The 14,986-nt window shown below is 44.3% G+C and carries 12 protein-coding genes and 2 pseudogenes; 11 read left to right on the plus strand and 3 right to left on the minus strand.

The features are described from left to right. Nucleotides 1-228: 228 nt before the first annotated feature. From P4S58_RS16775 to ribB, 5 genes and pseudogenes are all read left to right on the plus strand, one after another. Nucleotides 229-819, plus strand: coding sequence for a malonic semialdehyde reductase (locus P4S58_RS16775; RefSeq protein WP_102953569.1), 591 nt, complete (start codon nt 229-231; stop codon nt 817-819). Next, nucleotides 812-1,369 (plus strand): flavin reductase, encoded by a 558-nt coding sequence (locus tag P4S58_RS16780; protein ID WP_337164797.1) that lies wholly within the window; start codon nt 812-814, stop codon nt 1,367-1,369. Before P4S58_RS16775 ends, P4S58_RS16780 begins: the two co-directional genes overlap by 8 nt. A 368-nt stretch (nt 1,370-1,737) precedes the next feature. Continuing rightward, entirely contained in the window at nt 1,738-3,219 is a 1,482-nt protein-coding gene (locus tag P4S58_RS16785; RefSeq protein ID WP_337164798.1) for an NCS1 family nucleobase:cation symporter-1, read from the plus strand. A 72-nt stretch (nt 3,220-3,291) separates the two neighbouring features. After that, nucleotides 3,292-4,053 (plus strand): SDR family NAD(P)-dependent oxidoreductase, encoded by a 762-nt coding sequence (locus tag P4S58_RS16790; protein ID WP_337164799.1) that lies wholly within the window; start codon nt 3,292-3,294, stop codon nt 4,051-4,053. Between the two features lie 48 nt (nt 4,054-4,101). Next, nucleotides 4,102-4,731 (plus strand): annotated as a pseudogene (ribB, locus tag P4S58_RS16795) (3,4-dihydroxy-2-butanone-4-phosphate synthase); the annotation flags it as partial. A 61-nt stretch (nt 4,732-4,792) separates the two neighbouring features. Here the strand turns inward: ribB and P4S58_RS16800 are convergent. Further along, on the minus strand, nt 4,793-5,269 hold the full coding sequence (locus P4S58_RS16800) for a ZIP family metal transporter (RefSeq protein ID WP_337164801.1): 477 nt from the start codon (nt 5,267-5,269) through the stop codon (nt 4,793-4,795). Continuing rightward, nucleotides 5,200-5,703: a ZIP family metal transporter gene (locus P4S58_RS16805; RefSeq protein WP_337164803.1), complete on the minus strand. Its 504-nt coding sequence runs from the start codon at nt 5,701-5,703 to the stop codon at nt 5,200-5,202. The genes P4S58_RS16800 and P4S58_RS16805 overlap by 70 nt, the downstream gene beginning before the upstream one ends. 216 nt (nt 5,704-5,919) lie before the next feature. On the opposite strand from P4S58_RS16805, the gene P4S58_RS16810 reads away from it, so the two are divergent. The 4 genes and pseudogenes from P4S58_RS16810 (at nt 5,920) to P4S58_RS16825 (ending at nt 10,287) form a co-directional block, all read left to right on the plus strand. Then, entirely contained in the window at nt 5,920-6,975 is a 1,056-nt protein-coding gene (locus tag P4S58_RS16810; protein WP_337164805.1) for a lactonase family protein, read from the plus strand. Between the two features lie 130 nt (nt 6,976-7,105). Continuing rightward, nucleotides 7,106-8,023 carry an EamA family transporter gene (locus P4S58_RS16815; RefSeq protein ID WP_102953562.1) on the plus strand — a complete coding sequence of 306 codons (918 nt, stop codon included), beginning with the start codon at nt 7,106-7,108 and terminating at the stop codon, nt 8,021-8,023. Nucleotides 8,024-8,538: 515 nt separating this feature from the next. Further along, nucleotides 8,539-9,458 (plus strand): annotated as a pseudogene (locus P4S58_RS16820) (FecCD family ABC transporter permease). 1 nt (nt 9,459) lies between these two features. Next, nucleotides 9,460-10,287 (plus strand): ABC transporter ATP-binding protein, encoded by an 828-nt coding sequence (locus P4S58_RS16825; protein ID WP_102953560.1) that lies wholly within the window; start codon nt 9,460-9,462, stop codon nt 10,285-10,287. A 115-nt stretch (nt 10,288-10,402) separates the two neighbouring features. Here the strand turns inward: P4S58_RS16825 and P4S58_RS16830 are convergent, their stop codons facing one another. After that, nucleotides 10,403-11,482, minus strand: a complete 1,080-nt coding sequence (locus tag P4S58_RS16830) for an ABC transporter substrate-binding protein (RefSeq protein ID WP_337164810.1) — start codon at nt 11,480-11,482, stop codon at nt 10,403-10,405. A gap of 350 nt (nt 11,483-11,832) precedes the next feature. Between P4S58_RS16830 and P4S58_RS16835 the strand changes: the two genes are divergently transcribed. Continuing rightward, entirely contained in the window at nt 11,833-12,678 is an 846-nt protein-coding gene (locus tag P4S58_RS16835; RefSeq protein ID WP_102986498.1) for a DUF6279 family lipoprotein, read from the plus strand. Between the two features lie 212 nt (nt 12,679-12,890). Beyond that, entirely contained in the window at nt 12,891-14,633 is a 1,743-nt protein-coding gene (locus P4S58_RS16840) for a methyl-accepting chemotaxis protein (protein ID WP_337164813.1), read from the plus strand. Nucleotides 14,634-14,986: the final 353 nt, after the last annotated feature.

Genomic DNA, 14,986 nt, shown 5'->3' on the forward strand with positions numbered 1-14,986 from the left:
CTAGGTTCATCTGGTGATACAGATGGTTCACTCGTTAAGCGGTGAACAGCGCTTCATACGACTTCACGTCGCACGCCATATTCCTGCTCAGAAACGTTACATAAAAAACTCAGCCACTCTTCGTTTTATTTATTAGAGAAAGGGGGGCACGCCTGCAATGTCTCCGACCCTGTGACGTTTAATAAAACGATGCTTGATTTTTACAACGAGATTTAAGGAGAAATCTGAATGAACGAGACGATGGATTCGTCAGCGTTAAAGCAACTGTTTACAGAAGCGAGAACGCACAACGGCTGGTTGGATAAGAAAGTCAGCCAAGCGCAAATTGAACAGTTGTATCAACTGACCAGTTTAGGGCCGACGTCGGCAAACTGCTCTCCTGCGCGCTTTGTTTTTATTACCTCTGAAGAAGGAAAGCAGCGTTTAGCTCCGACACTGTCGAGCGGTAATTTAGAAAAGACCATGACCGCACCCGTGACGGTATTAGTGGCTTATGACCGCAAGTTTTACGACGCCTTACCAACACTTTTCCCTCATGGTGATGCGAAAAGCTGGTTTACCTCAAGCGAGGCGCTTGCGTCTGAAACTGCGATGAGAAACAGCTCTATGCAGGCGGCTTATATGATTATGGCTGCGAGGGCGATGGGACTCGATACGGGGCCACTTTCGGGATTTGACGCAGCAGCGGTGGATGAAGCGTTTTTTTCAGGTACAAGCTGGAGCGTCAACTTAATCATCAATATTGGCTATGGAGACGCTTCTAAGTTGTATGGTCGTCTACCTCGCTTAGCGTTAGAAGAGGCGTGTTTGTATGTCTAATTTGGCTATCAATATTCCATTTGCGTTAGCAAACGAAAATGAACTCAGCTTTACCCCGTTTGCTGACACTGGCGACAAAGGTGTAAAGCTTTACCGCGATGGCATGTCTGGGCTTGGTGCTTCAGTGAATGTTATTACCACTATGGTAGATGGCAAACCTGCTGGGTTTACTGCAACCGCAGTCACCAGTGTGACTGATGCTCCGCCAACGTTATTGGTGTGCTTAAATCGCTCTTCATCAGTGTTCTCCTTGTTTGATAAAGCAGAGTATCTGTGCGTAAACACCCTGGCAGCAGGTCAAGAAACGGTATCGGGTGTGTTCGCCAGCAAACTCAATCAAGCAGAACGTTTTGATTCGGTGGAATGGCAGCAGTTTGTCACAGGTTCGCCAGCGTTAAATGCGGCATCAACCGTGTTTGACTGTCGCATTTCTTCACGTACTTCAGTGGGAACTCATGATGTCTTTTTCTGTGAAGTGCTCGGAGTCGGTCAAACGGAACAAGCGTCGAATCTGGTCTATTTCAATCGTGAGTATCATAGCCTTGTTTAACAGGGTTACTTAAATAAACGACTTAGGGTAGGAGCTCAGCAATGACGATTTCTATGGATACGTATTATCTATACGGATTTTGTTTTAACGATATACCCTTCCTACTTGAAGCTGCAGCGGTGTTGGCTACGTTCGTTCGCCCCAATCACATAGTTATCTATGCTCATGGGGGTTCACTCACTTGCCGCCTACCTGCAACTCCAAGTAGTTTGGGTATATGAACAATCAGTAACAGTGATTTTTATCTTCACGTTTCGTGTTTTCCAGAATTAAACGAGTGGTTTAGTGGTTCATTTGATTTATTTGGATAGGTAGCAACATAAAGCCGAAGGGAAATAATCAATCTCAATTAGGAAGAGGGGATTCAAATGAAAACGGAAATGAAGCAAGTGGGGGATTTCTACGAATTAGAAGTCGGTGAAGACCTCATCTCTAGCAAAAATTTCAACAGTGATTTGGCACCAACCCAAATCAAAGAGCGTACGTGGAACAAGTTCAACATCGCGGCTTTGTGGGTCGGTATTTCGATTTGTGTGCCGACGTATACTTTGGGCGGCATATTAACCAACTACTTTGGTTTATCTGTGGTTGAGGCTCTACTCACCATTCTTATCGCGAACATTATTGTATTGGTGCCTCTAACGTTGAACGCCTTCGCTGGGACGAAATATGGCTTGCCGTTCCCTGTCGTACTTCGTTCGTCGTTCGGCATTATGGGCTCCAATGTACCTTGTGTGATTCGCGGTTTTGTCGCTTGCGGCTGGTTTGGTATTCAAACCATGTTTGGTGGTTTAGCTATTCATTTGTTCTTATCTGAAGTGTCATCAGGATGGGCATCTTTAGGTGGCGTAGGTGAAGTGATTGGCTTCTTTATTTTCTGGGCGCTGAACATTGGTGTTGTGCTTAAAGGGGCAAACTCCATCAAGTGGTTGGAAACATTGTCAGCACCGCTATTGTTGATTGTGTCGCTTGGACTGCTATTTTGGGCAAGTGATAAAGTCTCTTACACAGAGTTGCTTTCGACACCTGCCAATCGTCCTGAAGGCGAAGGTTTCGCGAAGTACTTTATGTCTGGTTTAACCGCTATGGTGGGCTTCTGGGCAACATTGTCACTGAACATTCCAGATTTCAGCCGTTACGCAAAATCACAGAAAGATCAGGTGATTGGGCAAATCATGGGGTTGCCACTGACGATGTTCTTGTTTGCGTCACTAGGCGTAGTTATGACAGCAGCATCAGAGACCATGTTTGGTCAAACCATCTCAGACCCAATTACGCTGATTGGCCAAATTGACAGCCCATTTCTAGTGGCAGTAGCAATGGTGATGATTGTGATTGCAACGCTATCAACCAATACCGCTGCAAACATTGTTTCTCCAACTAACGACTTCCAAAACATTTCACCTCAACATATCGACCATACCAGAGGCGTACTGCTTACGGGTGCAATCGGAATTTTGTTGATGGGGTGGGAGCTATTGAAAAAGGTTGGCTGGGTCGAATCCGATCTGAGCGTAGAAGCCTATATTTCTAACTGGTTATTAGGCTACTCAAGCCTGCTTGGCCCAATCGCTGGCATCATGATTGTGGATTATTTCCTAATCAAGAAGCAGAAGTTAGATGTATTGGCGCTGTACAAGGAAGATGCCTATCCGGCGTTCAACTGGGCTGGCTTCATTGCGCTACTCATCCCTGTTAGTTTCACTATGATGGCGATTTTCTTCAATGTGATGACTTGGTTCTATGACTATGGCTGGTTTACAGGTGCTTTCAGTGGTGCCATTTTGTACTACGTTATTTGTAAGTTCACACCTCAGTTGGTGATGAAAACTGAGCTGGAAAAAGCGTAAACCATTGTTCGAAGGGTATGGGGCCATTCCCTATACCCTTAATTCACTCAAGATTTAAGGGATAAAATTGATATGGGTAAAGTGGTATTTATTACTGGAGCAACGTCGGGTTTTGGACGAGCAGCCGCGCGGAAATTTGCTTCTGAGGGCTGGGCGTTAGTCATTACCGGCAGACGTGAAGAGCGTTTGAAAGAACTGGCGGCAGAGTTGTCTGAAATCGTTCCAGTACACTACCAAACACTCGATGTGCGTAGCAAAGAAGAAGTCGACGCTCTGGTTAAGTCGCTACCCGAATCTTTCAAACAAATCACCTGCTTGGTGAACAATGCGGGGCTTGCTTTATCTCCGAATCCTGCTCAGACCGTCGATATTCAAGATTGGCACACCATGATTGATACCAATATCACTGGGCTAGTTAATGTCACTCATGCGCTGCTTCCAACATTGATTGAAGTGGGCAAAGGCGCGTCGATTATTAATGTCGGTTCGATTGCAGGTCAGTGGCCCTATCCGGGCAGTCATGTTTACGGTGCAACAAAAGCGTTTGTGAAACAGTTCAGCTATAACTTGCGTTGTGACCTGTTAGGCACAGGTGTCCGAGTCACGGATCTGGCTCCGGGAATTGCGGAAACGGAATTCACTTTGGTCAGAACCAAAGGCGATCAAGCGGCATCGGATGCGCTTTATGCAGGTACTCAAGCTTTAACAGCGGAAGATATTGCAGACACCATGTTCTACCTAGCGACACTTCCTGCACATATGTGCATCAACCGCCTCGAAGTCATGCCAACGGCTCAGGCGTGGAACCCTTTCGCTATTCACCGAGAACGCTGATTTATCATCGACAGACTCAAATAAGCGAATTTTTAAAAGGAATTAAAAATGGAACTGAGTGCAATTGAAGGGATTATCGAAGACATCCGTTTAGGAAAAATGGTGATCTTAATGGACGATGAAAACAGGGAAAATGAAGGCGATATTATTGTCGCGGCTGACAAAATAACGCCTGAAATCGTTAACTTTATGGTCACTGAAGCTCGTGGTCTGCTCTGTCTGACGATGACTGAACAGATGGCGCAGCAGCTAGAGTTGCCTTTGATGGTCAAAAACAATACCGAGCAGTTTGGCACCAACTTTACGGTTTCAATTGAAGCAGCCAAAGGTGTGACAACGGGAATCTCAGTGCATGATAGAGCCGTCACGATCAAGACCGCAGTCTCTGCAAATGCCACACCCAAAGAAGTGGTTTCACCAGGCCATGTCTTTCCTGTTGTCGCGCGCGAAGGCGGAGTATTAGTTCGTCCCGGTCATACCGAAGCAGGGTGTGATTTAGCGGCTCTCGCGGGGCTAACCCCTTCTTGTGCGATCATTGAAGTCTTGAATACGGACGGAACCATGGCTCGCCGACCAGACTTAGAAGTATTCGCCAAAAAGCACAAGATCAAATTGGGTACTATTGCCGACTTAATCGCTTACCGACTAAAACAAGAAACACAGCAGGAGCTTGTTGCTTAGCTTAACTATTTGGAAGGATTAGGAACCACGGTGTTGTGATTCCTAAATAAAACATTGCTCAACCCAGAGTGGTATCCAATACCATCATCAAAGCAAAACCTAACATTAAACCAATGGTCGCTAAGGTTTGATGACCGTTGCGGTGTGTGTCGGGAATTACTTCGTGTGACACTACAAACAACATTGCACCGCCAGCCAAGCCGAGCCCGATAGGGTAAGCAATCATTAATCCGCCAGCTAAACTCACACCGAGCAAAGCACCAATCGGTTCCAGTAAGCCAGTTAGTGCGGCGACTAAAACCGATAATCTTGCATTGAATCCAGCGGCTCTCAGAGTCACGGCTACGGCTAAACCTTCGGGAATGTCTTGCAATGCAATGGCTGTGGTCAGCGGAATACCAACTGAAAGGTCGCCCTGCGCATAACCGACGCCGATCGCCATCCCTTCAGGGAAGTTGTGCAGCGCTATGGCAAATACAAATAACCAAGCGCGGCTGCATCTATCGTGCCCCGGACCACAAGGCCCTGTTTCCAAATGTTCATGGGGGTGAAAGCATCCAGTCCGAGCATCAGTGCTACACCGATAGCCATGCCGAGGATAACGATCATGCCACCAAGAAATCCGTTATCAAAAAACGCTGTGCCTGCTTCTATACCGGGCAATAAAAGTGAGAAAGCAGAAGCGGCGAGCATCATGCCTGCGGCAAAGCCAAGCATGCAGTCAGAAAGCTTTTGCGGAATATCTCGAATGAATAGGGCAGGTAAGGTACCAGAAGCCGTGGCGAGAAAAGCAATGCCACCACCAACCAGTGCATATTGCGCGTTTAGTTGTCTTTCACCGGTTAAGGCGTGGAAAAGGAAAAAGGCGATTAAAAGCAAAGAGACAATCAATCCACCCGCCATTATTGGGTGTTGGTTTGAGTGTCCTCTTAACACTTCAACCCATGACTGTTCTTGAGTGTGGTTCATAGAGTCAATCCTAGAGATTATTTATAGAAATATACGGTTGTTTCCTGCTCACATGTGCCTTTACCCAATGTCGTAAATCTACCGAGTGGCAAATTTCGACTTTATCCTGCTCTTTTAACTGGGATATAGTGGTAACTCATACGGTTTACGTTGCTTCCATAAATCGAGTAGTTTGGGTTTATCTTCTTATTATTTAACGCTTAATTAGGGCTAATAATGACACAGTTTGTTTATTTGTCTAACGCATTATCAGGGACAATTTCTCGCTATAAACTCCATCAGGGCGAGCTTACATTGCTAGGAGAAACAGAAGTAGGTTACATGGTAATGCCAATGGCGGTAAGCCCTTGTCAGAATTACCTTTTTGCGGCCATTCATAGCGAACCGTTTCACTTAAAACAGTTGAGAATTGATCTGCAGACGGGCGATCTCACTCTTGAAGGTGAAACGCCAGTTAATGAGGGGCTTGTCAGTTTAACTACCGACAAAAACAACCAGTGGTTGTTAGCATCATCGTTCGATCAACATAATGTTGTCGCCAAACCTATGACTGAAACTGGGCACTTTACCGATAAAACGGTAACGATTCAGCACAGCAGTGCTTGTCATACTTGTCTCTTCAGTCCTGATGATAAATGGATAGTAGCGACAGAATTCGGAGTAGACAAAATACTGGTTTACCCGCGACCAAATTCACAGGGAATGGTTGATAAGCCTGTAGCGAGTTATCAGTTTGCCAAGGATGCTGGCCCAAGACACATTGCGTTTTCGCCGTGTGGAGCATTCCTCTATGTAGTGACGGAAATGGACGCGACAGTGGTGACGTTAACGTTTGATTCTGAAACAGGACAATTGGCATTCGTTGCAGAATCACCAGCGATACCAAGAGAAGCGTTAGGGTTGGAACGAGGCCTTCCGCCAGCACAAAAAGTGGTCAATGATGTACCAAGAGTTTGGGCTGCAGATATCCATATCACACGCAATGGTCGGTTCATTTATGTGTCAGAGCGGACACTAAGTGTGATTACATGCCTTGAAGTAGATAAAGACACGCATATTCCTTACTACCGACATCACCATCAGGTTGAGAAGCAACCGCGCAGTTTTATCATCTCACCTGATGATCAATACATTTTAGCCAGTGGCGAATTGGCAGATGAACTGGGCGCTTACTCAATAGATGCAAATACAGGGCAATTATTTAAAGTATCTGCTGCGCCATGTGGTGAAGGTGCTGGCTGGGTTTCGATAACGGATTACCGCTTGTCTTAGCTCACACTTTGAGGCACTCTGCTGTTTCAGTTTGGTTAAAATTTGTTTATGCATATGTACTGAAATCGCCTATGTGAAGTGCCGATAGAATGTATCAAGGATGCGTAGAGTAGCGTTTTAAGGATATTGGATGTCGGTACGTGATAGGTTTTTAGCTCTTGCCATTGTTTTGGTGTGGGGTGTTAACTTTGTGGTTATCAAAGTTGGCTTGCAAGGAATGCCGCCTCTTCTGTTAGCTGGGTTACGTTTTGCGTTTGTCGCTTTGCCTGCCATTTTCTTTATTAAGCGACCTCAAGTGCCTTTGAAATGGCTAGTGGCTTATGGCTTAACCATCAATTTTCTACAGTTCTCGTTACTTTTCTGGGCTTTAAAAGTGGGTATGGCGGCAGGTTTAGCCTCTCTGCTTTTGCAGGCGCAAGCGTTTATTACTCTAGGCTTTGGCGTTTTGCTGTTGAAAGAGAAAGTACGCATTCACAATATGATTGCGGTGTCTGTTGCTGGGGCGGGGATATACCTTCTCGCGGCAGCTCAGGGACATGATTCAACGTCATTAACCTTATTCACCTTGGTTTTAATTATCGGTGCGGCGGCCTTTTGGGCTCTGGGTAATATCGTGAATAAAGTCATCATGCAACGTTATCCGGTTCCGACCATGTCGCTCATCGTATGGAGCGCGCTTGTTCCAATGGTTTCATTCTTCATTTCCTCGTATGTGATTGAAGGGCCTGAGCTTATTGTTGAATCATTGTTCAATATCGAATGGCATAACGTTTTTTCCATTGTTTACTTGTCTCTACTGGCGACAATTCTGGGATACGGCGGCTGGAGCTACTTACTTAGTCGTTATGAAACTTCCATGGTTGCTCCGCTTTCGTTGTTAGTGCCAGTATTTGGTTTGCTAAGCGCATGGATACTGCTTGGCGAAAGTCTAAGCCTTTATCAAATCATCGGCGTGATAGTGATCGCAATGGGCCTAGTAATCAACGTATTTGGCAAGAACTGGTTTGGTGTGAGAAGGGTAGCTAAAGCGCCAGCGCTTGATAAATAAGAGCAGGCAAACAGTTCCAAAAAGCAAGAGCCGTTCAACGGCTCTTTGCATTTAAAAGTAAATGTCAGATCCAATCGGGTCTTCAGGATGTTTACCTTCCACACTGTTGGCGAGCATCTATGCTGCTCGCGGAACCATTTCAATACAATCAATATTCTCTATCGTGAAAATTTCCCTTGGGTACTTGGCTATAACCACGTACTGAAGCTTGTGCGACTTATTTCTTCAATTGCAAATAGAACTATAAATACTAGCAATTATCATTTACATAATGTTACCATCTGACCCTAAAAATTAGACCGGATCTTGCAGCTATGTGGCGTTGAAAGCCACGTTTAGCAAGGTCTGGAGATTAAGCGATATTCTAAATTTGGTGAGTTAAGATGCTATCGGATGTAGTACAGCAGGCCGTAGAGGCGCAGCGAAAAAGCGAAAAGCGTCGCGGAATGATATTAACCAGTTTTGGCGCATTACTCGCCGCTTCTTTTGTTCTCGATATTATGACCGGCCCTTCAATGATTGATGCCAGCTCGGTTATTTATGCGCTGCTTGAGTGGGTAGGATTACCATTTCAAGTGGATGCTTCCACGCAAGTCATTGTTAGTAATCTACGCTTACCAATTGCATTGATGGCCATCTTTGTTGGCGGATCGTTAGGGATGGGCGGTGCGGAAATGCAAACCTTGCTGAACAACTCCATGGCAAGCCCATACACTTTAGGTATGGCTGCGGCTGCGGGTTTTGGCGCGGCATTAATGCTTTACACGGGCTCTCTGGGTATCGATAGCAACTTAGCCGTACCTATCGGTGCATTTGTCTTCTGTATGATTTCGGCGTGTTTCTTGTTTGCATTGGCTTCTGTACGTCATATCGGGTCGGGGCAGTTGATCCTTGCGGGTATCGCGTTACTGTTTCTATTCCAATCCTTACTCTCATTGGTACAGTTCGTCTCTTCACCTGAACTGAGCCAACAGATTCTTTTTGGTTATTCGGAAGTCTTTCAAAAGCCACGTGGACAAACCTAGCCATTACCGCGACGGTAGTCATGGTAAGCCTGTTCTTGTTACTGCAAGATTCATGGAAATTGACCGCATTGAAACTCGGCGAGGAACGTGCGAAAAGCCTTGGTGTGAACATCGTAAAACTGCGTTTAAAAACCTTGTTGATTGTCGCGGTGATGACAGCAACAGTGACCAGTTTCGTTGGTATAATTGGCTTCATCGGCATTGTTTCACCTAATATCGCTAAAATTCTGGTTGGTGAAGATCAGCGTTTCTTCCTTCCACTTTCATTCCTAATTGGTGCGTTTTTGTTGTCGACTGCTTCTGTTTTATCAAAAGTGATCGTACCGGGGGCGTTGTTCCCAATCGGCATCGTAACAGCCATCATTGGTGTGCCTTTCTTCTTCTGGCTCATCATCGCGAAGAGAAGATAATATGTTTGAAGTCAGTCAGTTATCGCAAGCGCACGATTCAGTGCCACAACGTAACCAATTGCAGGTGAATAACCTCAACGTACGATTAGGCGACTTGGTGTTGGCAAGAGACATCAGTTTCCAACTGCAACCGGGGCAAGTGAACGTTATTCTTGGACCAAATGGTACGGGTAAAAGTACTCTGTTGAAGACTCTGTTCGGTGATATCAAAACCGTAAGCGGAGAAATTCAGTATGGAAATAATGTTTTATCTGGCAAATCGCTGATTGAGTGGCGAACTAAGTTTGGTTACATGCCGCAAGACATTCACCTTGATGTCAATATGACGGTAATCGAAGTGGTGTTGTTAGGCAGACTTGATGCACTCAGTATGCGAATTGAAACTAAAATGCTCCAAGAAGCGTTGAGTATTCTTAAGAGCATTGGTTTGGAACATCTTGCCAGCCGTGATGTAAGAACTCTCAGTGGTGGTCAGTGTCAGATGATTCTGTTTGCACAAGCACTGATGCGTTGTCCTGAAATTCTGATGCTGGATGAGCCAGTAAGTGCGTTAGATTTGCATTACCAACATGTATTGCTAAATCACTTGGTTACTCAGACGAAAAAGCAAAATTACACCACCTTAATGGTGCTGCACGACCTCAATTTAGCGGCACAATACGCTGATAACCTTTTGATATTAAAACAAGGTGAATTGAGAGCCTTTGGTAGTCCGAAGGAACTGTTAACCAGCGAACTGATTCACGAACTGTATCATGTGGAAGCGGATGTTCTTACCGATGAAAATGGTACACCTTTCGTCCGCACCCGCAGACCTAGCGCGGCGTAACCCAGAAAATTACTCATGCTGTTGTGATATGAACAAGATATAAAAAGGCCAGAACATCAGTTCTGGCCTTTTTGCATGGATAACACCGGCTCTCAGAGCCGGTGACTAAAACTGCTTACAGTTGAGTAACGAACGTACCTTTAGGTACCACTGGTAGGTAGTTCTTGTAGAAGTCCAAATACGCTTGGTTTGGATCTAAATCGGCGAACAATTCTGGATACATCGCTTTTGCGTAGAACTGAATCAGCGCGCCATCAAGAATGGTACGACATGCGCCGTGGTAAGCTGCGTACATACGGTTGTTTTTCACTGCTGAAATTGAAGACCAGCCCGTACGCTTTTTGAATCCTTCTAAACGTTCTTTCGCTACCGACTCTTCTACACCTTGACCCATTAACATTGCATCGCTGCCGCCATTTTCATAGCCAGTCATAACGATCACATCTGGGTTTGCTGCAATGATTTGCTCAGGGTTTAGTTTGCCCCACCATTCAACATAAGGTGCTGAAATGTTGTCGCCACCGGCTACAGTAGAGATTGCGCCCCACATGTTTTTACCAAAGGTGTAGCCGATTTCGTTTACGCCTGAAGCACCGAATTCAGTGTAAACTTTTGGCTTTGGAAGGTTCGCTTTCTCTAAACGGGCAGTGATCATTTCGATGTTCTGCTTGTACTCGCTAGCGATTTTCGCTGCACGTTCTTCTTGACCTGTGATCACACCGATTAGCTCAGTACTTTTGATGTGACGTTCTAAAGTTTGAGCGTTGTAATCCACAACTACAATTGGAATACCAGCACCTTCAAGGCGTTGGATATCACTACCCAAGGCTTTATATTGCCAGTCAGCCAGCATGATGAGATCCGGATTAAGGCTGATGACTTTCTCTACAGAGAAAGTGTTGGTATCAACACGGCCAATAGCGGCAATCTCGTCTAGAGAAGGACGGTGCTTAACGTTCATTTCCCAGTTTGCTGAGCGCGCTTGCCAAATGTATTTCGACATACCCACAACGTTGTCATACGCAGCTTCCGTACCAATTGCCATGTAATCTTCTGGATAGAAGCCGACGATAACGCGTTTTGCCGGCGCATCGAAAGTAACTTCACGATCAAGCACATCCGTAATGGTTGTCGTTTGTGCAAAGCTGTAAGAAGCAAACAGCAAAGTAGAAAGGCTAATCAGTTTCTGAATCATTTATTGGAACCTACTTTTGTCCTTGTTGAAAAGATAGTGATGAAACGAATTCGCATTGACTGCGAAGGGCATGATTATATTGCCAAAGAAAATGCATATGCAAACTATTATCATTTATTTTTAGAAAAAGAGTGTAGCGATAATTGACGCATTGCGTATGTGAGTTTAAAAATCAGTTGATTACGTTCAATGTTGTGCTTCTCATACGCATACCTGAATGTTTAGTTTTTCAACAAGAAAAGGCCATATAGCTATGTTCATCTTCGCATCTGGTGTTAGAACAGCTATGTTTTAGAAGTGATGCTTTTAAAAATGACTTGGCGGCAAAAAGGAAGACTAGGGACGTGGTTATGAAGAAAAGGATAACGCTGCTGTTGATGTCGGTACTACTCATAGCAGGGTGCAGTACCAAGTTTGTTTACCATAATATGGACTGGTTTATTCTTGAGTACCTAGATGATTATGTGACTTTGACTGACCAGCAGGAAAGTTTGGTGAAAACGCAAATTGATGCGCTCAGTCAATGGCATCAAACTGAGGAGCTAAACAACTATGTTATGCAGTTTGATCAACTGCTTGAGCTCAATCCTAAAACTCTCACACTGGAACAGCTTCAACAGCATAGAGAGTGGATTTATGAGCATTACCAGAGTTTAGTGACTCAAATCTTTCCGAGTATTTTTCCAATAGCCACCGCTTTGTCAGACAAACAGGTGGATGAATTTATGCAGGGGTTAGCAAAGCGGCATCAAAAATACGCCGATAAGTATGCGGATTTGAATGAAAGTGAAACCAGAGCCAAGTATGAAGAACGAATTATTGATCGTATGGAACAGTGGTTAGGTTCTCTAACTGCTGACCAAGAACAATTAGCAGGACAATGGGCGAAAGCTCTACAAATAACGACCTATGATTGGATAGCGTTTCAAAAGACGCAACGAAACGAAATTCAATCACTGTTGAATCAACGCCATAACCAAACTGATTTCAATCAGAGATTACAGAAACTTCTCTTTTCCCAAGAAGAGTCCTACAGCCCTGTGCTCAAAGCAAAGCTCAACTACAACGAACAGGCATCAAACGAATACATACTCAGTATTGTCCACCTCTCTACTCCCAAACAGATCGAGCATTTTAAAGAGACTGTCTTTGAATGGCGAAGTTTAGCCAGCGATCTCCATGCCGCCAAACGCTGAGTTTTTATTACAAGTGTGTTGTTGGGTGGCTTCAAAATGATGATATTCATTAGGCTAATGTGTTGAGAACATTATTAATTAATATTCTCAATTGGTGTTACAATCATCGGGCAAATGTAACAATAAGTAAATCTGGTCTAGCGCATATAAATCCTAATCCATTGATTATTCAAAACAATGCTAGTCATTTTGTAGTAGGGATACTGATATACATGAAAAACTTTTCTTTTAAGAACAAAATTATAGCGTTGATTGCTAGCATTATTACTGTGACCATTTTTGTGTCATATATGAGTGTGAACCACTTTATCAGTGGTTATATCTATGAGTCAGACACGGCAAGAATCAAACACAATATTGATTTGGTCACCGCTCAGCTAGAACGAGCATTGCAAGAAAAGTTAACACTGACGAAAAGTCTCAATTTCAGCATGATGGATATTGCAGACACCAAAGAGTCGACAGGCTTTGCGAGCATTGTGTTGGTAACGAATGGTTATGCTTTCGATGATACTGCTAACTCGCTTGATGATGAGCAAACGGAAACTTACTTGAAGTTGGCTGAACAGTTAACGGAAGAGCCAACGATGAGTGATGTTGAAATGGTGGATGGAAAGCCAACGGTTCTTATTTCACTTAGAAAATATGATGGTTCGGCAAACTTCTTTACTCTCGACATTAGCAACCTGAAAAACGTTATAGAAGCTTATTCATTGCCGGGCAGCTATATGGAACTGATATCGGCAAACCAAATCACCATATTCTCTGATAAATCGAGTGACAACGTCATTCCAGTTTCAAAACAGTTCTCGATTGATGGCCAGAATTGGTCGTTGAATGGCTACATCGATTTAGACAATATCCAAAAAAACACAGACAGTCTCAACTGGGAAATCACTCTGGCGTTGTTGATCTCTGCGGCAATCATTATCTGTCTGAGTGTGCCAATGTTGAATTTTGCATTCAAACCTCTAATGCGCCTCAAAGAACTGGTGGCTGATCTGTCTCAAGGGAATGGAGATTTAACTCAGCGTTTAAGTGTCACTTCGAACGACGAAATCGGCGAAATTTCGACTTCTATTAACCGCTTCATTGAACAGCTTCAGGGTATGTTTATTGAAGTGTCCAGCTCATCATCCAAAATTGATACTGCGGTGAGTCATCTCAGCAGTCAGTCTCAATCAAATATGCAGATGTTAAATGCGCATACCATTGAGACCGAGCAGGTGATCACAGCGATAGACGAAATGAGCGCAACAGCAGGATCAATCGCACAGAGTGCCGCAGACGCCGCCAAGCTTACGGAGTTAACTAACGCTTATGCAGATGAGTCTAAACAAACCGTAAACCAAGCGGTGCAAAGCGTGACCGCATTGGAAGCCGATGTGGCTGAGATGGCGAACACCATCAGTGCCATGAATCAAGATACCAAGCAAATTGGTTCGGTACTTCAGGTGATTGGTGATATCGCTGAACAAACTAACTTGTTGGCATTGAATGCTGCGATTGAAGCGGCGCGTGCAGGTGAACAAGGTCGCGGTTTTGCCGTAGTTGCTGACGAAGTTCGAGCACTGGCGGCTCGTACGCAGCAAAGCACAGGGCAGATTAACGACATGCTGTCTAAGCTCAACAACACATCCGAAAATGTCGTGAGTAAGATGGAAACCACGCGTAGGAGCTGTGAAGCAACTTCGCAAAGCACTCATAAGGTGATGGAGTCATTGAATACAGTGACCACATCTGTGGTTGAAATTAACGACTTGAACACGCTAATGGCAACATCTGCTGAGCAGCAAAGCCATGTGACTGAAGAAGTCAGTCGTAATATGGCAACGATTCAAGAGTTAATCGGCCAGCTTAATAATAGCGCTTCACAAACAAACACCATTAGTCAGGAACTGAGAGGCACTTCGACGGATCTGTCTGACGTCGTTACTCAGTTCAAAGTTCACTGAAAATAGTCGTTCCCAAGATGACTGAAAAAGAGCGCCACATGGTGCTCTTTTTTTGTAGAAACGGTAAGGTTGAAAAATATATCTATAAAAAATGAAACTATGTATTAAATAAAATGCGATTTAACTCTAAAAAAATATGACCGGAGTCTCATTTACCGAACGATGTTGTCTCAATTTTGAACTAATACTCATTGTTTCATATTAAGTTTGGATACAATGTGCCGAATAATAAACGTGGCTTAGTAAAGTTGTAGGAATAATCCCACTTCGAACTGTTGTGTCAAAGAGTAGAAAATCAGCTTGGTAGTCGATACCAAGTGCTAGCCAACAAGCAGTTAACTGAGAACCCGCAT

The organism is Vibrio sp. Hal054, assembly GCF_037162405.1.
GTDB lineage: Bacteria > Pseudomonadota > Gammaproteobacteria > Enterobacterales > Vibrionaceae > Vibrio > Vibrio diazotrophicus.